Source organism: Paraburkholderia diazotrophica (assembly GCF_038900755.1).
Taxonomy (GTDB): Bacteria; Pseudomonadota; Gammaproteobacteria; order Burkholderiales; family Burkholderiaceae; genus Paraburkholderia; species Paraburkholderia diazotrophica_A.
The window spans coordinates 80,487-101,845 of the sequence record NZ_JBBPEN010000002.1; the positions used below are offsets into that span (position 1 = coordinate 80,487).

At 63.1% G+C, this 21,359-nt stretch carries 24 protein-coding genes; 18 read left to right on the forward strand and 6 right to left on the reverse strand.

Features of this window, described 5'->3' with window-relative positions; all coding sequences use genetic code 11:
• Positions 1–9 precede the first annotated feature (9 nt).
• Together AABE10_RS05660 and ptsP are read left to right on the forward strand one after the other, a co-directional pair.
• The gene (locus AABE10_RS05660) at positions 10–279 is read left to right on the forward strand and encodes an HPr family phosphocarrier protein (RefSeq protein ID WP_342932331.1); all 270 of its coding nucleotides are present in this window, start codon (positions 10–12) and stop codon (positions 277–279) included.
• 342 nt (positions 280–621) lie between these two features.
• A complete protein-coding gene (ptsP, locus tag AABE10_RS05665; RefSeq protein ID WP_342932332.1) occupies positions 622–2,361 on the forward strand; it encodes a phosphoenolpyruvate--protein phosphotransferase in 1,740 nt (579 codons plus the stop codon).
• A 78-nt stretch (positions 2,362–2,439) separates the two neighbouring features.
• Here ptsP and AABE10_RS05670 read toward each other — a convergent pair whose 3' ends face one another.
• The 3 genes from AABE10_RS05670 to gpmA all read right to left on the reverse strand — a co-directional run bounded on the left by AABE10_RS05670 (position 2,440) and on the right by gpmA (position 6,131).
• Complete coding sequence (locus AABE10_RS05670; RefSeq protein WP_342932333.1) at positions 2,440–3,207, reverse strand: HesA/MoeB/ThiF family protein; 768 nt, start codon at positions 3,205–3,207, stop codon at positions 2,440–2,442.
• Between the two features lie 135 nt (positions 3,208–3,342).
• On the reverse strand, positions 3,343–4,935 hold the full coding sequence (locus tag AABE10_RS05675; protein WP_342932334.1) for a S41 family peptidase: 1,593 nt from the start codon (positions 4,933–4,935) through the stop codon (positions 3,343–3,345).
• Positions 4,936–5,384: 449 nt separating this feature from the next.
• Positions 5,385–6,131 carry a 2,3-diphosphoglycerate-dependent phosphoglycerate mutase gene (gene gpmA / locus AABE10_RS05680; protein WP_342932335.1) on the reverse strand — a complete coding sequence of 249 codons (747 nt, stop codon included), beginning with the start codon at positions 6,129–6,131 and terminating at the stop codon, positions 5,385–5,387.
• Between the two features lie 151 nt (positions 6,132–6,282).
• Between gpmA and AABE10_RS05685 the strand changes: the two genes are divergently transcribed.
• The 5 genes from AABE10_RS05685 (at position 6,283) to AABE10_RS05705 (ending at position 9,379) form a co-directional block, all read left to right on the forward strand.
• Positions 6,283–6,708: a rhodanese-like domain-containing protein gene (locus AABE10_RS05685; RefSeq protein ID WP_342932336.1), complete on the forward strand. Its 426-nt coding sequence runs from the start codon at positions 6,283–6,285 to the stop codon at positions 6,706–6,708.
• On the forward strand, positions 6,705–6,968 hold the full coding sequence (gene grxC, locus AABE10_RS05690) for a glutaredoxin 3 (RefSeq protein WP_321574522.1): 264 nt from the start codon (positions 6,705–6,707) through the stop codon (positions 6,966–6,968). Before AABE10_RS05685 ends, grxC begins: the two co-directional genes overlap by 4 nt.
• Before the next feature lie 213 nt (positions 6,969–7,181).
• Positions 7,182–7,652, forward strand: a complete 471-nt coding sequence (gene secB, locus AABE10_RS05695; RefSeq protein WP_342932337.1) for a protein-export chaperone SecB — start codon at positions 7,182–7,184, stop codon at positions 7,650–7,652.
• Between the two features lie 21 nt (positions 7,653–7,673).
• Positions 7,674–8,672: an NAD(P)H-dependent glycerol-3-phosphate dehydrogenase gene (locus AABE10_RS05700; RefSeq protein ID WP_342932338.1), complete on the forward strand. Its 999-nt coding sequence runs from the start codon at positions 7,674–7,676 to the stop codon at positions 8,670–8,672.
• 155 nt (positions 8,673–8,827) lie between these two features.
• A complete protein-coding gene (locus AABE10_RS05705) occupies positions 8,828–9,379 on the forward strand; it encodes an O-acetyl-ADP-ribose deacetylase (RefSeq protein ID WP_342932339.1) in 552 nt (183 codons plus the stop codon).
• On the opposite strand, the gene trmL is transcribed toward AABE10_RS05705, so the two are convergent.
• Both trmL and AABE10_RS05715 read right to left on the reverse strand, forming a co-directional pair.
• Positions 9,352–9,822, reverse strand: a complete 471-nt coding sequence (gene trmL, locus AABE10_RS05710; protein WP_342932340.1) for a tRNA (uridine(34)/cytosine(34)/5-carboxymethylaminomethyluridine(34)-2'-O)-methyltransferase TrmL — start codon at positions 9,820–9,822, stop codon at positions 9,352–9,354. The two genes, AABE10_RS05705 and trmL, sit on opposite strands and share 28 nt — an antisense overlap.
• 18 nt (positions 9,823–9,840) lie before the next feature.
• Positions 9,841–10,647: a ComF family protein gene (locus AABE10_RS05715; RefSeq protein WP_342932341.1), complete on the reverse strand. Its 807-nt coding sequence runs from the start codon at positions 10,645–10,647 to the stop codon at positions 9,841–9,843.
• Positions 10,648–10,730: 83 nt separating this feature from the next.
• On the opposite strand from AABE10_RS05715, the gene AABE10_RS05720 reads away from it, so the two are divergent.
• From AABE10_RS05720 to AABE10_RS05755, 8 genes are all read left to right on the forward strand, one after another.
• Positions 10,731–11,696: a methyltransferase domain-containing protein gene (locus tag AABE10_RS05720; protein WP_342932342.1), complete on the forward strand. Its 966-nt coding sequence runs from the start codon at positions 10,731–10,733 to the stop codon at positions 11,694–11,696.
• A 269-nt stretch (positions 11,697–11,965) separates the two neighbouring features.
• Positions 11,966–12,439 (forward strand): DUF2244 domain-containing protein, encoded by a 474-nt coding sequence (locus AABE10_RS05725; RefSeq protein ID WP_342932343.1) that lies wholly within the window; start codon positions 11,966–11,968, stop codon positions 12,437–12,439.
• A gap of 77 nt (positions 12,440–12,516) precedes the next feature.
• Positions 12,517–14,199: a cytochrome c oxidase subunit II gene (gene coxB, locus AABE10_RS05730; RefSeq protein ID WP_342932344.1), complete on the forward strand. Its 1,683-nt coding sequence runs from the start codon at positions 12,517–12,519 to the stop codon at positions 14,197–14,199.
• 45 nt (positions 14,200–14,244) lie between these two features.
• Positions 14,245–15,858, forward strand: coding sequence for a cytochrome c oxidase subunit I (gene ctaD / locus AABE10_RS05735; RefSeq protein WP_342932345.1), 1,614 nt, complete (start codon positions 14,245–14,247; stop codon positions 15,856–15,858).
• A 101-nt stretch (positions 15,859–15,959) separates the two neighbouring features.
• Positions 15,960–16,094 (forward strand): cytochrome oxidase small assembly protein, encoded by a 135-nt coding sequence (locus AABE10_RS05740; RefSeq protein WP_342932346.1) that lies wholly within the window; start codon positions 15,960–15,962, stop codon positions 16,092–16,094.
• A gap of 50 nt (positions 16,095–16,144) precedes the next feature.
• Positions 16,145–16,756: a cytochrome c oxidase assembly protein gene (locus AABE10_RS05745; RefSeq protein ID WP_342932347.1), complete on the forward strand. Its 612-nt coding sequence runs from the start codon at positions 16,145–16,147 to the stop codon at positions 16,754–16,756.
• Positions 16,757–16,793: 37 nt separating this feature from the next.
• Complete coding sequence (locus AABE10_RS05750) at positions 16,794–17,003, forward strand: DUF2970 domain-containing protein (protein ID WP_342933071.1); 210 nt, start codon at positions 16,794–16,796, stop codon at positions 17,001–17,003.
• 166 nt (positions 17,004–17,169) lie between these two features.
• Entirely contained in the window at positions 17,170–18,027 is an 858-nt protein-coding gene (locus AABE10_RS05755; protein ID WP_342932348.1) for a cytochrome c oxidase subunit 3, read from the forward strand.
• A 376-nt stretch (positions 18,028–18,403) separates the two neighbouring features.
• Here AABE10_RS05755 and AABE10_RS05760 read toward each other — a convergent pair whose 3' ends face one another.
• Complete coding sequence (locus AABE10_RS05760) at positions 18,404–18,613, reverse strand: twin transmembrane helix small protein (RefSeq protein ID WP_087734172.1); 210 nt, start codon at positions 18,611–18,613, stop codon at positions 18,404–18,406.
• Positions 18,614–18,700: 87 nt separating this feature from the next.
• Here AABE10_RS05760 and AABE10_RS05765 point away from each other — a divergent pair, with 87 nt between their 5' ends.
• From AABE10_RS05765 to AABE10_RS05775, 3 genes are all read left to right on the forward strand, one after another.
• The gene (locus AABE10_RS05765) at positions 18,701–19,462 is read left to right on the forward strand and encodes an SURF1 family protein (protein ID WP_342932349.1); all 762 of its coding nucleotides are present in this window, start codon (positions 18,701–18,703) and stop codon (positions 19,460–19,462) included.
• Between the two features lie 70 nt (positions 19,463–19,532).
• Complete coding sequence (locus tag AABE10_RS05770; protein WP_342932350.1) at positions 19,533–20,195, forward strand: cytochrome C oxidase subunit I; 663 nt, start codon at positions 19,533–19,535, stop codon at positions 20,193–20,195.
• 52 nt (positions 20,196–20,247) lie between these two features.
• Entirely contained in the window at positions 20,248–21,357 is a 1,110-nt protein-coding gene (locus AABE10_RS05775) for a COX15/CtaA family protein (RefSeq protein ID WP_342932351.1), read from the forward strand.
• Positions 21,358–21,359: the final 2 nt, after the last annotated feature.

Consider the following 21,359-nt stretch of genomic DNA (forward strand, 5'->3'; position numbering starts at 1 on the left):
GAACAACACATGCTGCAACAGGAAACGACCATCGTGAACAAGCTGGGGCTGCACGCTCGCGCGTCGGCGAAGCTCACGCAACTCGCCGCCAACTTCCAGTCGGAAATCTGGATGAGCCGCAACGGCCGGCGCATCAACGCGAAGAGCATCATGGGCGTGATGATGCTGGCGGCGGGCATCGGCAGCACGGTGTTGATCGAGACGGAAGGCGAGGACGAGAAAGAAGCGATGGACGCGCTGCTTCAACTGATCGCCAATAAATTCGGCGAAGGCCAATAAGAACTCTGCCGTTAAAAATCCGCTCCCGCTTTCGTTCTGCAAGAGACGCCGCGCGATGTCGCGGCGTTTTCTTTTTGACGGGCGCGTTTTGTCCATCGAGTGCGGCTTGCTGCTGGCCGCTGCACCTTCGGCCGCCGCGTGTTCTCCGAAGATCGATGTTCCGCCGATGTATTCCCAACGCAAGCGCATGGCAAACCGCGCGAAAGCATAGCGCTCGAACTACGCGCCGCGCGATGCTGCGCTGCACAGCACTGTGGGGCGTTTCGGAATTTATAATGATCGGCGGGGTCTGAGAGCACTGCAGCGGTTTGCCGCGGCATTACACAACTAGAGGAGGTGCGCGTGTCATTCACGCTGCATGGAATTCCCGTGTCACGCGGTATCGCCATCGGGCGCGCATATCTGATCGCCCCGGCTGCACTGGACGTCGACCACTATCTGATCGAGCCCACCCAGATCGAGGACGAGGTGGAGCGCTTTCGCGCGGCCCAGCAGGTCGTGCATCAGGAACTCGACGAACTGCGCGCCGATCTGTCCGCCGACGCGCCCACCGAAATGGGCGCGTTTCTCGACGTACATTCAATGATCCTGAACGATGCGATGCTCGTTCAGGAAACCATCGACCTCATCCGCACCCGCCGCTACAACGTCGAATGGGCGCTGACGGAACAGCTCGAACGCCTGACGCGCCACTTCGACGAAGTGGAGGACGAGTATCTGCGCGAGCGCAAAGCCGATATCGAACAGGTGGTCGAGCGCGTGCTGAAGGCGCTCGCGGGCGCGACGGGCTCGCTCGTCAGCATCCACGGGCGCTGCGACGAAATGATCGTGGTCGCGCACGACATCGCGCCCGCCGACATGATGCAGTTCAAGACACAGACCTTCCAGGGCTTCGTCACGGACCTGGGCGGCCGGACGTCGCATACGGCGATCGTCGCGCGCAGCCTCGGCATTCCCGCGACGGTCGGCGTGCAGCACGCGAGCGCGCTGATCCGCCAGGACGATCTGATCATCGTCGACGGCGATCATGGCATCGTGATCGTCGATCCGGCGCCAATCGTGCTCGAAGAATATTCGTACCGGCAGAGCGAGAAGGCGCTCGAGGCGCGCAAGCTGCAGCGCCTGAAATTTTCGCCGACGCAGACGGTCTGCGGCACGCGTATCGAACTGTGCGCGAACATCGAACTGCCTGAGGACGCGCAGTCGGCGCTCGACGCGGGCGCGACGGGCATCGGCCTGTTCCGTACCGAGTTCCTCTTCATGAACCAGAAGCATGGGATGCCGGAAGAGGAAGAGCAGTTCACCGCCTACAGGCGCGCGGTCGAGTTGATGAACGGCATGCCTGTGACGATCCGCACGATCGATGTCGGCGCGGACAAGCCGCTCGATTCGATCGGCGAAGAGTACGAAACGGCGCCCAACCCGGCGCTCGGCCTTCGCGCGATCCGCTGGAGCCTGTCCGAGCCGCACATGTTCCTCACGCAGTTGCGCGCAATCCTGCGCGCGTCGGCGTTCGGTTCCGTGAAGATTCTGATTCCGATGCTCGCGCATGCGCGCGAGATCGACCAGACGCTCGATCTGATCCAGGAAGCCAAGCGCCAGCTCGACGATGCAGGCCTCGCCTACGACCCCAACGTGCGCGTCGGCGCGATGATCGAGATTCCGGCGGCGGCTATTGCGTTGCCGCTGTTCCTGAAGCGGCTTGATTTCCTGTCGATCGGCACGAACGATCTGATCCAGTACACGCTCGCGATCGATCGCGCCGACAACGCGGTCGCGCACCTGTATGACCCGCTGCATCCCGCCGTGCTGCATCTGATCGCGTTCACGCTGCGCGAGGCGAAGCGGGTGGGCGTGCCGGTATCGATCTGCGGGGAAATGGCAGGCGATCCGTCGCTGACACGTCTGTTGCTCGGCATGGGGCTGACGGAGTTCTCGATGCATCCGAGCCAGTTGCTGCTCGTGAAACAGGAGATTCTGCGCTCGCATCTGAAGACGCTGGAAAAGCCCGTCGCCGACGTGCTCGCGGCGTTCGAGCCGGAGGAGGTGCAGTCGGCGCTGGAACGGGTCGCGCGAGCCTGATGCGTCATTGTTGTCCGTTCGGGCGCTTCGGCTTGATCGAGCGCCCGAGACGAAACGGGTCGTCGAAGCGGTTCTTTCTTATGATTGATGGGATCGATGGCGCTCGCCGCACACGGCGCAATCCCGCTGCCGCGCGATGCGCATCGTGTTCCACTCCATCCGCAGCGAATCGAGCATCATCAGGCGGCCGACCAGCGGCTCGCCGACGCCCGCGATCACGCGCAGCGCTTCCGCCGCCTGCATCGCGCCGATGATGCCGACAGTAGGCGCAAACACGCCCATCGTCGAGCACGCGACTTCCTCGAAAGGCTGATCCTCAGGAAACACGCACGCGTAGCACGGCGAGTCGTCGCTGCGGAAATCGAATGTGCTGATCTGGCCGTCGAAACGCAGCGCCGCGCCCGATACGAGCGGCACGCCGTGCGAGACGCACGCGCGATTGATCGCGTGGCGCGTCGCGAAGTTGTCCGTGCAGTCGAGTACGACAGTCGCTTGCGGCACGGTGCGATCGAGCCACGCATCGTCGACGCGTTCGGCCACCGCATTCACTTCGACATCAGGATTCAGTCGCGCGATCGCGTCGCGTCCCGACTCGACCTTCAGCCGTCCCACCGACTTTGTGACGTGCAGGATCTGCCGCTGCAGATTGGTGAGATCGACGGTATCGGCATCGACGAGCGTCAGCTTGCCGACACCCGACGCCGCCAGATACATCGCCGCCGGCGAACCCAGGCCGCCTGCGCCGACCACGATCGCGTGCGCGTCGAGAAAACGCTGCTGAGCCTCGATGCCGAGTTCGTCGACGAGGATGTGACGGGAATAACGCAGAAGTTGATCGTCGTTCATGGCGGGGGCGCGGCGTGTGTCGTATGTGTCGCGCTGGCTCGAGACGGGAGGCGGCGCGGTTCTCGTTATTTTAATCGCGCGGAGGAAGGTGTCTTCGCGGCGCGGGCCGCGAAGACACCGGGGATGCCGTAGCGCTTACTTGTTCGGCGTGGCAGGCTGCGAAGCCGGCGCCGTTGCCGAAGCGGGCGCTGCCGGGGTCGTCGCCGTCGGCGTGGCGGGCAGCGCGGGCTTCACGGCGACGGGCGCCGATGCCGATTGCGCGGGCTTGTTCTGCGCGAGACGCCGCTCCATCAGCGACTTCGATTCGACCACCTGCTTGCCTTCGAGCTTGTTCAGGCCTTGCTGCAGCATGAAGTCGTCAGCGGAGCCGAACTCGACCGGCTTGCGGTCACGATCCTTCGCGCGCTGTTCCGGCGTCTTCTTGTCGTTCTGCTCTTCGAGCTGACGCAGCTGGTCCATGCGCTCCTGCTCGCGCTGTTCCTGTTCCTTCTTCTCGTTCGGGTCCTGCGTGTTCGCAAGGTGATTCGAATAGTCGACTTCGCGCGTGACGAGCGCGTCGTCGGGATCGCCGTCCGCGTACTGGTCGACGGCGATGTCAGGTCGGATGCCCTTGTTCTGGATCGAGCGGCCGCTCGGCGTGTAGTAGTACGCCGTGGTCAGGCGCAGTGCCGTATCCGCCGTCATCGGACGCACGGTCTGCACCGAGCCCTTGCCGAACGTCGTCTTGCCGACGATCAGCGCGCGATGCTGATCCTGCAGCGCCCCCGCGACGATTTCCGACGCCGACGCCGAGTAGGCGTTGGTCAGCACGATCATCGGCACGGTCTTGAAGATGGGCGGCAGATTCTTCAGCGGATCGCCGTCGAAGGAAGGCAGCCGATAGTTGTCGAACGTGTCGCGGTAGACCTGCTTCGAATCCGGAATCTGGCCGTTCGTCGACACGACGACGGAATCTGGCGGCAGGAACGCGCCCGCGACGCCGACGGCACTTTGCAGCAGGCCGCCGCCGTTGTTGCGCAGATCGAGGATCAGGCCCTTCAGGTTCGGCTGCTGGCGCGCGATGTCCTGCAGTTTCGCGGCGAGGTCAGGCGTCGTGCGTTCCTGGAAGCTGGTGATGCGCACGTACGCGTAGCCCGGCGCGAGAATCTTCGACTTCACGCTTTGGACGCGGATGACCGCGCGCGTGACCGTGAGCGGGAACGTGCGGTCGTCAGTCTTGCGGAAGATGGTAAGCGTGACCTTGGTGCCCGGCTCGCCGCGCATCTGCTTGACGGCTTTATCCAGCGTCATGCCGCGCACGGGCTTGTCGTTGATGCGGGTGATCAGGTCGCCCGGACGGATGCCGGCGCGGAACGCGGGCGTGTCCTCGATCGGCGAGATGACCTTGATCAGGCCGTCTTCCTGCGAGATCTCAATGCCGAGGCCCGCGAAGCGGCCTTTTGTCTGCTCCTGAAGCTCTTCGTAGTCGGTCTTGTCGAGATACGACGAGTGCGGATCGAGGCTCGACACCATGCCCTTGATCGCGGACGTCAGCAGCTTCTTGTCGTCGACCGGCTCCACGTACTCATGCTTGATCTGCCCAAAGACTTCGGCGAAGAGCCTCAACTGGTCGAGCGGCAACGGCGCGGACGCGGGTTGCTGGGCCGAGGCGCTCAGTTGCAGGGTTGCAAAAACGCCGGTAGCGAGGCCCGCGGCGATAAGGCCGATGTTTTTCAGGTTCTTTCGCATAGAGTATGTTGCGGTCGGATGCGGGTAGCAGCGTCAAAGGAAAAGGACGGACAAGTATAACGTGACGCTCGCACGGCCTGTACCTGACGGTTGATGGGGATTCGACAGCGATTGCTCAGCCAGGTTCTAAGGATCGCTGGCATGGGCGGGATGCAATGTGCGCTGGCGGACGTCCGCGGAGCCAAAAGCGGCCTGACTCGGGCCACATTTTGTCGATACCGTTGCGTGCGCACCGGTATCGATTGCCGGGGCGCTGTCTGTGACGGCCTCATCATGCGGCATCGAGATGGCGGGAACATGGCCCGCACGTGGCAATGCCGTCAGGAAAGAGCGGCCGCGAATCATGGAGTGCGCGAGCGCGGGAGCGAGCTGCAACAACGCGAAAGCGCTGAAAGTCATGAAAAACCACGGCCTGCCGCAAGCCGCGGCGAGCCGTGGCGATGGCCGTATCAGCCCGCCTTGCCCTGCTTGGCGACAGCGGCTTGCGCCTTCGCGATCGCTTCCTGATCGCCGAGGTAGTAGTGCTTGATCGGCTTCAGGTCTTCGTCCAGTTCATAGACGAGGGGCACGCCGTTCGGAATGTTCAGGCCGACGATGTCCGAATCGGAAATGTTGTCCAGATACTTGACCAGCGCGCGGATCGAGTTGCCGTGCGCGGCGATCAGCACCTTGCGGCCCGACTTGATCGCGGGCGCGATCGATTCGTTCCAGATGGGCATCACGCGCGCCACCGTGTCCTTCAGGCACTCGGTGAGCGGCAGCTCTTCGCGCGGGACCTTCGCGTAGCGCGGATCGTCGTACGACGTGCGCTCGTCGGTCGGCTCGAGCGCGGGTGGCGGCGTGTCGTAGCTGCGGCGCCAGACCAGCACCTGGTCATCGCCGAACTTCGCCGCCGTTTCGGCCTTGTTCAGACCCGACAGCGCGCCATAGTGGCGTTCGTTGAGGCGCCACGAGTGCACGACGGGCAGGTACATCAGGTCCATCTTGTCCTGCACGTGCCACAGCGTGCGGATCGCGCGCTTGAGCACCGATGTGTACGCAATGTCGAACGTGTAGCCCGAGTCCTTGAGCAGCGTGCCAGCCTGCTGCGCTTCGAGGTTGCCCTGTTCGGTCAGGTCGACGTCGACCCAGCCGGTGAAGCGGTTTTCCTTGTTCCACGTCGATTCGCCGTGGCGGATGAGAACGAGTTTGTACATGTCGTGCCGGTCGGTAGTAAGGAAGCGGTAATCGGGGCGGTACCGCAGCCAGCGGCTGGCGGTCGCCATCGCGTCAGATGGTTATTTTATAATGGTCGGATTGCCCTTTCCGATTTAACCCGATTTCTTCCTTTTTTCCGGCGGATCTTCCGTGAAGTTTTTCACCGATTACACGAACCTTGTACTGATCGCAGTCGCCCTCATCTCCGGGGCGTTGCTCCTGTGGCCGACGATCGCGCGCCGTGGACGCGGCGGCCTCTCGGCGGCTGCCGCCACGCAGCTGATCAACCGGCGTAACGCCGTCGTCGTCGACCTGCGTCCCTCGGCGGATTACGCGAAGGGACACCTGCCGTCGGCGCGTCACGTCGAGTTCGGCGAGCTGCAAGCGAAAGTCGGCCAGCTCGTGAAGAATAAGAGCAACCCGGTGCTGCTGGTCTGCCAGAACGGACAGCAGTCGAACAAGGCGGCACGCATCGTGCGCGACGCAGGCTATGCGGAGGTGCACGTGCTGGAAGGCGGCGTGGACGCCTGGCAGCAGGCGGGCATGCCCGTCGTCAAACAAGGAGTTGCGAAGTGAACAAAGTGATCATGTATAGCACGCAGGTGTGCCCGTATTGCCAGATGGCCGAACGTCTACTAAAGTCGCGCGGCGTCGAGCACATCGAAAAGGTGCTGATCGACAAGGATCCGGCGCGTCGCCAGGAAATGATGACGCGCACGGGCCGTCGGACGGTGCCGCAGGTTTATATCGGCGAGACGCATGTCGGCGGTTATGACGATCTGTCCGCGCTCGATCGCGCGGGCGGTCTGACGCCGCTGCTCGAAACTGCCGCATAGCGAGGCAGTTGCAAGGAGGCGGCTTCGAGCCGCCAATCGCATGTCTCGCGTTGCCGCATCTATCGCGGCACGCGGTCGCGAAAAACAGAAGGCCGGGCACACGGCGGCAATGTCTGCACCGGCTGGTTTGAGGCCGTCCCTCGGGGCGGCCCGCAGCACAACGAGATCTGGCGGCAACCGTCCGCCGCAACGAAATTTAGGGAGTAGAGAACCATGTCCGACGAGAACAACCAGCCGTTCTTCAATATCCAGCGCATCTACCTGAAAGACATGTCGCTCGAACAGCCGAACTCGCCGGCTATTTTCCTCGAGCAGGAAATGCCGTCGGTCGAAGTCGAAGTCGACGTGAAGGCCGAGCGTCTCGCGGACACGGTGTTCGAAATTCTCGTCACGGGCACGGTGACGGCGAAGGTCAGCGACAAGGTCGCGTTCCTGATCGAAGCGAAGCAGGCTGGCATTTTTGACATCCGCAACATCCCGACCGAACAGATCGATCCCCTCGTCGGCATCGCATGCCCGACCATTCTGTTCCCGTATCTGCGCTCGAACATCGCTGACGCGATCACCCGCGCAGGCTTCCCGCCGATCCATCTCGCCGAAATCAACTTCCAGGCGCTGTACGAGCAGCGCATCGCGCAGATCGCTGCGCAGGAAGGCGGCGCGCAGAGCACCGCCAAGCACTGACGCATGCAGGCGGTGCCGGGTATGAAGGTCGCCGTTCTCGGCGCCGGTGCATGGGGCACCGCACTCGCCGGCCATCTGGCCGCGCGGCACGACACGGTGCTCTGGGCGCGCGATGCCGCGCTCATCGCCGAACTCTCCACATCGCACGAAAACGCCCGCTATCTGGCGGGCGTCAAATTGACGCCTACGCTTCGCTTCGAAGCGAACCTCGATGTCGCACTGGCTCACGCGCTCGCCGATGACGCGCTGTGCGTGATCGCGACGCCCGTCGCCGGCTTGCGCGCGATGCTGCGCACGATGCGCGACTCGGGCAAGGTGCCGGCGCATATCGTATGGCTCTGCAAGGGCTTCGAAGCGGATACGCAACTGCTGCCGCATCAGGTTGTCGCGCAGGAGTTGAGCGGGCACACGAGCAATGGCACGCTGTCCGGCCCGAGCTTCGCACGTGAGGTCGGGAAGGGGCTGCCCGTCGCATTGACGGTGGCGAGCCCGTCGGCGGCGTGTCGCGAGCGGACCGTCGCGGCGTTTCATCACGGCGCGATGCGCATCTATAGCGGCGATGACGTGATCGGCGTCGAAGTCGGCGGCGCGGTGAAGAATGTGCTCGCGATCGCGACGGGCATCGGCGATGGCCTCGGGCTCGGTCTGAATGCGCGCGCGGCCCTGATCACGCGCGGTCTCGCCGAAATGTCGCGTCTGGGCACGGCGCTTGGTGGCCGCGCCGAGACGTTCACGGGTCTCACCGGCCTCGGCGACCTGATCCTGACAGCGACGGGCGATCTGTCGCGCAACCGCACGGTCGGCATGCAGCTAGCAAGCGGCCGCTCGCTCGACGATATTCTGAACGCGCTCGGGCATGTCGCCGAGGGCGTGCGCTGCGCCCGCAGCGTGCTCGCGATCGCGCAGGCCCACGGTATCGACATGCCGATCACGTCGGCTGTCTGCGATGTGCTGTTCAACGGCGTGGCGCCACGCGATGCCGTCAGCGCGCTTCTGCGTCGAGACGCCAAGGCCGAGTAGAAACTTCAGCGCCCGTTGCCGGTCGCGTGCAGAAGCCACATCGCTACAAAACGCCTGAAAGTGTTTTACGCAGCCGGTAACGCTTCGCGCCGAACGGCCCGCTTCTTTTGCTGTCCACCTCCTATCGATGCTGTATCGAATCTGGAGGTTTTCCCATGCTCACCATTGGCAGTTGCACGCTTGAGACGCGCGTCGTCGATATCACGACGCTCGACGTCGACGCGATCGTCAACGCGGCGAACACGTCATTGCTGGGCGGCGGTGGCGTGGATGGCGCGATCCACCGCGCGGCGGGCCCCGATCTGCTGCGCGAATGCGAGCGGCTAGGCGGCTGCGCGACGGGCGACGCCAAGATAACGGGTGGCTACCGGTTGAAGGCGCGTCATGTGATTCACGCTGTCGGTCCTGTGTGGCACGGTGGCGAGCGCGGCGAGGCGGAACTGCTGGCTTCGTGCTACCGGCGCTCGCTCGAACTCGCGCGCGACGCGAGCGCGAAGAGCATCGCGTTTCCCGCGATCAGCTGCGGCGTCTATCGCTTCCCCGCCGACGCCGCCGTGCGCATCGCCGTTCAAGCCACGATCGACATGTTGCCGCAGGCGCCTCTCGTCGAATGCATCGTCTTTGCGTGTTTCGACGAAACGATGTTCTCGCGCTACCGGACGGAATTCGAACGACGCCTTCAGGCGCCGCCCTCGAACCCCGCCTGACGCCACGCCTCGAACACGACGACGGCCACCGTATTCGACAGATTCAGGCTGCGATTGCCAGGACGCATCGGCAGGCGCACGCGCTGTCCATTCGGAAAGCGGTTCAGTACGGAGTCGGGCAGGCCGCGCGTTTCCGCGCCGAACACGAACCAGTCTCCCGGCTTGAACGCGTGCGAATGAAATGGACTCGAGCCGCGCGTCGTGAACGCGAACATGCGCGCAAGGTCAGGTGACTCGCTTTCGATCAGCGCATCCCAATTGCGATGCACATGCATCTGCGCGTATTCGTGATAGTCGAGACCGGCGCGGCGCATCTTCGCGTCATCGAGCGGAAAGCCGAGCGGCTCGATCAGATGCAGGCGCGCGCCCGTATTCGCGCACAGGCGGATCACGTTGCCGGTGTTCGGCGGAATTTCAGGCTCGACGAGAACGACGTTGAACATAAGCGGGTGAATTGAAAACTAGTTTTTCGGCGTCCGAAGCGCGACCAGGTTGGTCACGCGGCGCGCGCCTGCTGCCTTCAGTGTGCGGGCCAGCGCGTCGAGCGTGGCGCCCGTCGTCATCACATCGTCGACGATGGCAACGTGCAGGCCCTCAACCGGATTCACGACCTCGAACGCGCGGCCGACATTCTGCCTGCGCGCGTCGCGATCGAGCTTCGATTGCGGCGCCGTATCGATCACGCGACGCACGAGTGCCGCATCGCTGCGAATGCCCATCGCTTTCGCACACGGCCGCGCGATTTCCCACGCCTGGTTGTAGCCGCGCTCGATAAGCCGGCGCGCCGAAAGCGGAACGGGCGCGACGACGTCGGGGCGGTCGCATTCGTCGAGCGAGTCAGCAGCGGACCATGCGAGGCGCCGCGCGAACTCGTGCGCGAGCGCAAGCCGCGCGCGAAACTTCAACCCGACCGCGAGCGCATCCAGCGGCGCGCGATAGTCGGCGACGGCCAGCGTCGCGTCGAACGCAGGCGGTGTCGCGATGCAGTTGCCGCAGCGATATCGCGTGACGCTCGCGCGGCGAAAGCCACTTAGCGGGACTGCACACACCGCGCAGCGCAGTCGCGCTTCGTTCCACCATGATTCGTCGCAAAAGCCGCACAGTGTTCGATGCGACATATTGCCGCATAACGCGCAGAGATTCGGTAACGCGAGCCGCGCGAGCGCCGGCAATGTCGAGATCAAGCGTTGCGCGACGCGCACGGATCGTTCGCAAAAGCCATGGCGTGAACGGCTGGAGCGCGACAACCGGAAAGCCCGATTCGGCATATCGACACGCCTCCGAAGGCCGCTGACACTGAAGGGACGGAATCGAGCGAGTATACTTCGCACTCTTCGTCCGTACGACTCCCATGACCGTGTCTGTCACCGAAACTGGCCGTCCGGCCTATGATCTGCGCCGCATCCGGAAGATTTTCGACCGCCGGGCCGCCACGTTCGACGACGTTGCGTTCCTGCCGCGCGAGATTGCGCAGCGCATGCGCGAACGGCTCGATTACATCAAGGTGAATCCGGCACAGGTGCTCGATGCGGGCTGCGGTGCCGGCGACGATCTCCCTGCGCTGCGCGAGCGCTTTCCCGAAGCGCCCGTGTTCGGCACCGATCTCTCGCAAGCGATGCTCGCGCGCGCCGTCGCGCACGACGCCACCGATACCAGCTGGCGTCGCTTTCTGCCCGCATCGCTCGGCAAGGCGCTCGGCTCACGCGGTCCGCGTTTCGCTCAAGCCGATTTCTCCGCGCTGCCTTTCGCATCGGGCGCATTCGAATTCATCTGGTCGAACCTCGCGCTGCATTGGCACTCGCGGCCCGATCTCGTTTTTCCTGAATGGCAGCGCGTGCTGAAGGTCAACGGCCTGTTGATGTTCAGCACGCTCGGACCCGACACGCTGAAAGAACTGCGCGGCGCCTATGCAGAGATCGAAGCGGCGCACGGCGTCAATACGCACAAACATGTAATCGACTTCGTAGACATGCACGATCTGGGCGATATGCTTGTCGAAAGTGGCTTCGAAATTCCCGTGATGGACCAAGAGACGCTGACCATCACTTACAAGTCGCCGGAGTCGCTGCTCGCCGATGTGCGCCGTTGGGGCGCTTATCCGTTGCAGCGCGAAGGGTTGCCGGGCGTCGCGTCGAGGCGCATGCACAAGGCGCTGCTTGCCGCGCTCGAGGCGCGTCGGCGCGCCGATGGCACGATCCCTCTGACCTTCGAGGTGATCTACGGACACGCATGGAAGGCCGTGCCCCGGACCACTCCCGAAGGGCATGGAATCGTGCGAATCGAAGACATAGGGCGAGGACGGCAGAAGAATCGTTGAGGCGGTAAAGACGACATCTGTTATGTCTGGGATTACCGCCTCAAAAACTGCGTCAAAACGGCGCAGAGGCTTGTGCAGCTTGGCTTGGCGGCCGATAGAGCGTTGCTTGTGGATGCCCTGGATCGGCCCTATAATGCGTCAGTTTGTCGCTCAATGTTCCCACAATTGGAGCGACAGGCCCGGGGGCGTTTGCGGTTCGGGTAGCCGTAGTTGCTGGGCGTGAATGGCATGGGCGGTATGCGATGACTGGCGGTTCGCGGGAGGCAGCGATGAATGCAACCGATCTGCTTGCTGAGTCGGAACCCGTCCTCAAGGACTGGACGATGAAGCGCAATTGTTCGGTGTCGCCGCGGCAATTCGTGTTCTTCTATGTCTCGCTCGCGGCATTCTCGCTGTTGATAGCATTCCTGCTGGTCCTGTACGGCGTGTGGCTGGTGTTGCCGTTCACGGGTATCGAGTTGCTCGCTGTCGGCGCCGCATTTGCGGTCTATGCGCGCCATGCCGTCGATTACGAACGCATCCGGCTGTTTCCAAACCGGCTCGTGATCGAACAAGTCAGCGCCGAGCATCTCACGCAGTTCGAATTCAATCCGCGCTGGGTGCGGATCGAACCGGCAGCGACGCCGCGCGATTACATCAAGCTGGTGTCGCGGGGTGAGACGGTCACGGTCGGGCAGCATCTTGCGCAATATCGGCGCGCGCAATTCGCCGACGAACTGCGTCTGTGGCTCAGGCGGTGTTAGGCGTCAAAAGTTGCGCATTGAATCACGCGCCATTCCAGAGGACGAGGGGCAGCCTTCCAGCGGGGTCGAGGGTTTGAATGGAAATTTTGGGTAAGGAAGCTATGAAAACAATCAAGCGAGCCCTCACGGGCGTGCTGGCGTGTAGCGGGCTGCTCTTCGCCGGCGCCGCCCTTGCAGTCGGCGACAGTCCAGGCGGCCCCCGCGTCAACGAGATCAATCTCCAGCCGCCAGTGACCAAAATCGCTGAGGAGCTCTACAGCCTCCATACGCTGATGCTGATCCTCTGTACGATCATCTTCGTCGGCGTGTTCGGCGTGATGTTCTATTCGATCTTCGCGCACCGCAAGTCGAAGGGCCACAAGGCCGCCAATTTCCACGAAAGCACCACCGTCGAAATCATCTGGACGATCGTCCCGTTCATCATCGTCGTCCTGATGGCGTTGCCTGCCACGCGGACCGTCGTCGCGATGAAGGACACTTCCAATGCCGACCTGACCGTCAAGGTCACCGGCTATCAGTGGAAGTGGGGCTACGACTACGTGAAGGGTCCTGGCGAAGGCATCAGCTTCCTGTCCACGCTGACCACGCCGCGTAGCGAAGTCAACGGCCAGCAGCCGATCACGGATACCTATCTGCAGGAAGTCGACAACCCGCTAGTCGTGCCTGTGAACAAGAAGATTCGCATCATCACCACGGCGAACGACGTCGTTCACTCGTGGTACGTGCCTGCGTTCGGCGTGAAGCAGGACGCGATTCCCGGCTTCGTGCGCGACACGTGGTTCAAGGCGGAGAAGGTCGGCACGTATCGAGGCTTCTGTACGGAACTCTGCGGCAAGGAGCACGCGTACATGCCCGTCGTCGTGAACGTGCTGTCCGATGACGACTACGCGAAGTGGGTCGACGACGAGAAGAAGAAAATGGCCGCTGGCCAGGACGATCCAAACAAGACCTATACGCTCGCCGAGCTGACGGAACGCGGCGGCAAGGTGTACGCGTCGAACTGCGCTGTCTGCCACCAGCCGACGGGCAAGGGCGGCGGCGCGTTCCCGGCGCTCGACGGCAGCAAGGTCGTGAACGGGCCGCTCGCCGATCACGTGAGCATCGTGCTGAAGGGCAAGAACGCGATGCCGTCGTGGGCGCCGACGCTGAACGATGTCGAGATCGCCTCCGTCATCACGTTCGAGCGCAATTCGTGGGGCAACCACACGGGCGACATCCTGCAGCCGAAGCAGGTCGCCGATGCGCGCAACGGCCGTCTGCCGTCGGGTGGCGATCACCTGGCGGGCGCGGCGGCGGCAGCCGCGTCGGATGCAACGGCTGCGAGCGGCGCGGAAGGCGCAAGCGGCGCGGCAGCGGCAAGTGGCGAAGCGGGCGCATCGGCTCCCGCGGCAGCGTCAGGTTCAACCGGCGCTTCGGACAATGCAGCGGCATCGGCGCCGCAATCGTCCCTGCCCGCCACGATCTACTTCGAAACGAACAAGAGCACGCTGCCCGCCGACGCGAAGGCGGCTGTCGATGCGGCCGCAGCGTACGCGAAGGCCCATCCCGATGCGAAGTTCACGCTGTCGGGCTACACGGACTCAACGGGTTCGGCCGACAAGAACGCGAAGCTCGCGAAGGCGCGTGCCGAAGCCGTGCGCGATGCGCTCAAGGCAGCAGGCATAGCCGAAGACCACATTATTTTGAAGAAGCCGGAGACGATCACGGGCGGTGCGGAAGCGAAGGAAGCGCGCCGGGTCGAGATCAGCCCAGCGGCCTGACGTGTCACAGTCAGAGAAAAGCAGCATTCGATTTAGGAGATTGTCATGTCTAGCATCGGACACGATGTAACCGCGGGGCACGAGCACGTCCACGGCGATCACGCGCATGCGACGCCGCACGGCTGGCGTCGCTGGTTGTTCGCGACCAACCACAAGGACATCGGTACGCTGTATCTGATTTTCTCGTTCATCATGTTCCTGTCAGGGGGCGTGATGGCGCTGGGAATCCGTGCCGAACTGTTCGAGCCGGGGTTGCAGATCATGCGTCCCGAGTTCTTCAACCAGCTGACCACCATGCATGGCCTGATCATGGTGTTCGGCGCGATCATGCCGGCCTTCGTCGGCTTCGCAAACTGGATGGTTCCGCTGCAGATCGGCGCATCGGACATGGCCTTCGCGCGGATGAACAACTTCAGCTTCTGGCTGCTGCCCGTCGCTGCCGTGCTGCTGGTCGGTTCGTTCTTCACGCCGGGCGGCGCGACGGCCGCCGGCTGGACGCTGTACGCGCCGCTGTCCACGCAGATGGGCCCGGGCATGGACTTCGCAATCTTCGCGGTCCACATCATGGGCGCCTCGTCGATCATGGGCGGCATCAACATCGTCGTCACGATCCTGAACATGCGCGCACCCGGCCTCACGCTGATGAAGATGCCGATGTTCGTGTGGACGTGGCTGATCACCGCGTACCTGCTGATCGCCGTGATGCCGGTGCTCGCGGGCGCGATCACGATGGTGCTGTTCGACCGCCACTTCGGCACGTCGTTTTTCAACGCGGCAGGCGGCGGCGACCCGGTGATGTACCAGCACATCTTCTGGTTCTTCGGGCACCCCGAGGTGTACATCATGATCTTGCCGGCGTTCGGCATCGTGTCGCAGGTGATCCCTGCGTTCGCGCGCAAGCCGCTGTTCGGCTATAGCTCGATGGTGTACGCGACGGCTTCGATCGCGATCCTGTCGTTCATGGTCTGGGCGCACCACATGTTCGCGACGGGCATGCCCGTCACGGGCCAACTGTTCTTCATGTACGCGACGATGCTGATCGCGGTGCCGACGGGCGTGAAGGTGTTCAACTGGGTCGCGACGATGTGGCGCGGTTCGCTGACGTTCGAAACCCCGATGCTGTTCGCGGTGGGCTTTCTGTTCGTGTTCACGTTCGGCGGCCTGACGGGGCTGATGCTCGCGATGGCGCCGCTCGACATCCAGTATCACGGCACGTACTTCGTGGTCGCGCACTTCCACTACGTGCTGGTGGCGGGGTCGCTGTTCGGTCTCTTTGCCGGCTGGTACTACTGGTCGCCGAAGTGGACGGGCTGGATGTACAACGAGACGCGCGGCAAGATCCATTTCTGGGCATCGCTGATCTTCTTCAACCTCGCATTCCTGCCGATGCACTTCGTCGGTCTCGCCGGCATGCCGCGTCGCTACGCTGACTATCCGGCGCAGTTCGCCGACTGGAACCAGGTCATCACGATCGGCGCGTTCGGCTTCGGTCTCGCGCAAGTGTACTTCCTGTTCGCGGTCGCGCTGCCCGCTTACCGTGGCGGCGGCGAACTCGAAAAGGCATCGGACAAGCCGTGGGACGGCGCAACGGGTCTCGAGTGGACCGTGCCGAGCCCGGCTCCGTTCCACACGTTCGAAAACCCGCCGACGGTCGAATAAGCGATCAGGCAGTCTTCGAGGTTCCGCTTCGGCAAACGCAGCGCCGGAGCGGAACGCTGAACCGAAACACTGCGCAGCAACGAAGGTTCGAGAAGTCCAGCATGACCCGGAATCCACAAAAAAGACGTACGCCCGAAGAAATTCGCGCTGGCAATCTGCGACTCGGTCTGATTCTGCTTGTTATCGTCGCCGTCTTTTTTCTGGGTGCCATTGTCAAGCAGGTCTGGTTTTCCTGACCTGTCATGACAGTCGATCACCCGTGCACGTGATCTGTTGAGGAAGTTCGATGTCGACGCAACCGCCCGCTGGGGCCGATCGTTCTTTTAACCGTTCGATGCTGTTCAAGCTCGTCGTCGTCGCGTTTCTGATGTTCGGCTTCGGCTTTGCGCTGATACCGATGTATCGCGCGATCTGCGAGGTCACGGGCATCAACAATCTGGTGCAGCGCGACGCAACGGCGCGCGAGGCGAAGAATACGCAGGTCGACATGAGCCGTACGGTTTCGATCGAGTTCGATGCGAACGCGCGCGGGCTGCTCGGTTTCAAGCCGGAGCAGAACAGCATCGACGTGCATCCGGGCGAAGTGACGACGGTGATCTACGACGTGACGAACCAGCAGGGGCGCACGATTCAGGCTCAGGCCATCCCGAGCTATGCGCCGAAACAGGCCACCGAGTACTTCAGGAAGATCGAGTGCTTTTGCTTTACGCAGCAGACCTTGAAGGCGAACGAATCGAAACGGATGCCGGTGGTATTCCTCGTCGATCCGAAATTGCCGAAGGACGTGAGGACGATCACGCTGTCGTACACGTTCTTCGAATTGAATACGCCGGCGGCGGCGCCGCGCGGCACGGAAGGGCAGGCGGCTGACAACGCGAAGGCGTCGAACCCCGCCTGACGGGTAACAGAAACGCTTGCCCAAAGAAGGCGAGGATATGAGCGATAGCGGTGGCGGCGGCAGGAAGAGCAGTTTCGGCCAGTCGATGAAAGCCGTGATGTGGTCGTTTTTCGGCGTGCGCAAACGGCGCGACCTGGAAGCGGACGCAACGCAGCTCAACCCGCTGCATGTGATCATCGCGGCGCTGATCGGCGCGGCGGTCTTTATCGGGGTGTTGATCCTGATCGTGCGCGCGGTGGTCGGCTAGACGATGCGGTGAACAAGGGCGGTCGTTTCGACGCCCGGACGGAATGGAGAGGGTGGCGCAAAGCTGCGCGCCGCTGGATGTTGCAGAGAGAGCCGGAGAGCGGCGCGGGCGGCTGCGGAGCCAACCGGACCAAGCGGAACAACTGGACTGAAGTGGAGAATCAAGAATGAGCGGTCAAAACGATAGCCCGTACTATTTCATACCGCATCCGTCGCGGCATCCGATCAGCGCGGCGATTGGGCTGCTGATCCTGCTCGGATCGTTTGCGTCGTGGGTGAACGGCGAGCCCTGGGCGCCCATCACGGCGCTGATTGGTCTGCTGTGGCTGCTCTTCGTGCTGTATCACTGGTTCGGCGACGCCATCTCCGAATCGGAAGGCGGGATGTACGGCAAGCGCGTCGACACGTCGTTCCGATGGAGCATGAGCTGGTTCATCTTCTCCGAAGTCATGTTCTTCGGCGCGTTCTTCGGTGCGCTTTTCTATGCGCGCGCGATCGCGATGCATCAGCTCGGCAGCCTCGACTACAAGCTGATCTGGCCGGACTTCTCGGCGGTATGGCCGAACATCGGCCCGGCCGATCTGGTGTCGCACTTCAAGTCGATGACCCCGTGGCCCGTGCCGACCATCAACACCGCGCTGCTGCTGTCGTCGGGCGCGACGCTGACGGTCTCGCACCACGCGCTGCGCGAGAACCATCGCACGAAGGCCATCGCGTGGCTCGCCGCGACAGTCGTGCTGGGGATCACGTTCCTGTTCATGCAGGGCTTCGAGTACTTCCACGCGTACAACGAACTGAACCTGACGCTCGCGTCGGGCGTGTACGGCTCGACGTTCTTCCTGCTGACGGGCTTCCACGGCTTCCACGTGTTCCTCGGCGGCACGATGCTGACGGTGGTGATGATCCGGTTGATCCGCGGCCACTTCACCGCGGACCATCACTTCGCGTTCGAAGGCGCGGCGTGGTACTGGCACTTCGTCGACGTCGTATGGCTGGGTCTGTACGTCGTCGTGTACTGGCTGTAAGCGTTGTTTTCCGAGCTTCGGAGGCCTGCGCGCCGTGCGTCATATCGACGCAAGAAAGCATCGCAGGCATCCCCGCAGGTGTCCCCGAGGTGTCCCATAACTGACGCGGCTCGTGCGTCGAGCGCGCTGCGGTGAAGGCAGTGGTGCAGAGGTGTCAGCAGCGCCGCCCTCGACTTTCGTCGGGCGGCGTTTTGTTTGCTAAAGTGGGAATTTCGCCGATCGCGAAAGGCTGTATTGCCGGATCGTCGCGAAAATAAGTGGCATACTTCGCCGTCAAATTGAGACGGCGCACGTCGACGAGTGGTAGCGCAAGCGACGTGAACCGCATGTCACGACCGTTTGCGAAAAGCGCATCGTCGATGGACGGCGGGGCGCGTCAGCGGCCGTACGGAATGCCAGTCGATTGAATCCAGCCCATCCAGTGCGCGAACAGGATGAACAGGAACAGCGAAATCGACAGACCGACACGCGTCGCCAGCGACCACACCATGCGCTTCGTCCTGCCGCGGTCGTGCATCATGAAGTACAGCGCAGATACCATGCTGGCGATGATCAGAGCGAAAGCGATGGGAACGAGAATGTGCATGGAAGCAACTGAAATTCAGGAAAGCGAAGGCAACGAACTCATTATCGCACCGCGAGCAATGATTCGTCTGTCCGCCGAAATTGCACGATGAAGATTCGTCTGATCCCCACGCTGCTGATTCTGATCGTTGTCGCTGTGACCGTGAGGCTCGGCTTCTGGCAGCGTGATCGCGCGCATCAGAAGGAAGCGCTGGAGGCGCAAATCACGCAGTTCGGGAACGCGCCCGCGCAGAATATCGGCGCCGCGCCAATTGCGTTGAAGCAAATCCAATTCCATCGCGTGCGGGCCGTCGGACAGTTTATGCCGCAGCAAGTGGTGTACCTCGATAATCGCCCGTATAACGACCAGCCGGGCTTTTACGTCGTGATGCCCTTTAAACTGCGCGACGGCGGTTATGTGCTCGTCAACCGCGGCTGGCTGCCACGCAACATGAACGAGCGCACGACGATCGCGCCGTATGGCACGCCGAATGGCGAGGTTCAAATCGAAGGAATCGCGCGCGCTGACGCGACCCGCGCATTCGAACTCGGCGAGGGCGGCTCGGCCGCGCATCAGACGATTCGTCAGAACCTCGACGTCGCATCGTATGCGTCTGAAACCGGTCTGTCGCTCCAGCCTTTCGTGATCCAGCAGCTCAGCGACGATGGCGACGGCCTGGTGCGCGACTGGCCCGCGCCGACTTCCGGCGTCGATCGCAACTACGGCTATATGTTCCAGTGGTGGACCATGGCCGCAGCCGCCGTCGCGTTCGGGCTATACGCGGCCCGACGCGCCGCGAAGCATGAAAAGCTCGCGCAAAACGCGAGCCCCGAGGGCAGCGCCAGCAACGAAAAGGCGCCGCACGCCTGACGCTCGACGGGCGCTTCGGACGACATCCGAAGGCGCCGCCAACAGCACCATCATTGAAAGAGGATCAGTAGTGTCGACGCAGAACCCCCGCTCCCAGCAAGCAGGACAGAAGCCATCGCAGGGCGCGACGCGTCGCCAGCCGGCCGGCAAGGGCTCATGGCAGCGCGGCCGCTGGATGATGCTGCTGATCGCCATCGTCTGCGCGGCGCCTGCAATCGGCGCCTACATTGCCTACTACGTCATCAAGCCCGCGGGCGGCTCGACGAGCTACGGCAAGCTCGTCGAGCCGCAGCGTCCCATCCCCGAATCGCTGGTCGTGACAGCCGAAGACGGCAAGCCGATGAAACTCGCGTCGCTGCGCGGCCACTGGCTGATGGTTTCCGTCGACAGCAGCGCGTGCGACAAGGCTTGCGTGACGAAGCTGTACTTCATGCGCCAGGTGCGCGCGACGCAGGGGGCCGAGCGCGAGCGCATCGTCAACGTGTTTCTGCGCACCGATGCCGGAAAGGTGCCCGACGTCGTCGATAACGCATACAAGGACACCGAGATGCTGATCGCCGATCCGAAGGATGTGACCGCCTGGCTGCCCGCCGACGACGGCACGCGGATCAACGACCACATCTATATAGTCGATCCGAACGGCAATCTGATGATGCGTTTCCCGAAAGACCCCGACCCGAGCAAGATCAAGGGCGACGTCACGAAACTGCTGAAGTATTCGGGTATCGGCTAAAGTGCGCCGGAGCACATTGAATCGCGTTGTTTGGCGGAAGAAGGAAAGATAGATGTTCGTATTGCAACTGGGACTGATCGGGCTGTGCATTGCGCTGCTGCCGTTGTCGTACGTGTGGGTGAAAGTCGACGACAACAAGTTCCGCAAGCTGGTCTGGATCACGACGTTCCTGACGCTCGATCTCGTGATGTTCGGCGGCTTCACGCGCCTGACCGATTCGGGCCTTGGGTGTCCCGACTGGCCGGGCTGCTACGGCACATCGTCGCCGTTCATCGCGCACGCGGCCATCAGCGCCGCGTTTCAGGCCATGCCGTCGGGCCCCGTCAGCATGACGAAAGCGTGGATCGAGATGATCCACCGCTACTTCGCGATGGCGATCGGCGTGCTGATCGTCGCGCAGACGATCATCGCCTGGGTTGCAAGTATCCGGCGCCGTCCGCTGCATGTGTCGCCGTGGTGGCCGACGTCGCTGCTGCTGCTGATCTGCGTGCAAGGCGCGTTCGGCGCGTGGACCGTCACGATGAAGCTGCAACCGGTGATCGTGACCACGCACCTGCTGCTCGGGCTTGCGCTGCTCGGCACGCTCGGGTGGTTCGCCGCGCGTCAGACGCCGCTGCCCGCCTACGAGCCGGAAACCGCGCGCTGGCGCACGGCGGCGCTGTTCGGCCTTGCGCTGCTGATCGTGCAGATCGCGCTCGGCGGTTGGGTCAGCACGAATTACGCGGTGCTCGCCTGCACCGACTTCCCGACCTGCAACGGCCAATGGATTCCGCCGATGGACTTCGGACACGGCTTCCATCTGTGGCGCGCGCTCGGCATGACGGGCGACGGCGACGTGATCACGCAGGATGCGCTCGTCGCGATCCACTGGACGCACCGCACGTTCGCATTTGTCGTCGTCGCGTATCTGCTGTGGTTCGCGCTGAGAATGCGCCGTTTCGAGTCGCTGCGGCGGCCCGCGAACGGCGTGCTGTTCGTGATCGTGATTCAGTTCGTCACGGGCCTGTCGAATATCGTTTTGCAATGGCCGTTGCCCGTTGCCGTCGCCCATAACGGCGGGGCCGCGATCCTGCTGCTCCTGCTCGTTATGCTAAACTTTCGAATCGCTTATAGCCGTCCCGGCCGCGCCGTTTTTCCCGCGCGCGATGCCGCGCCAGCGTGATC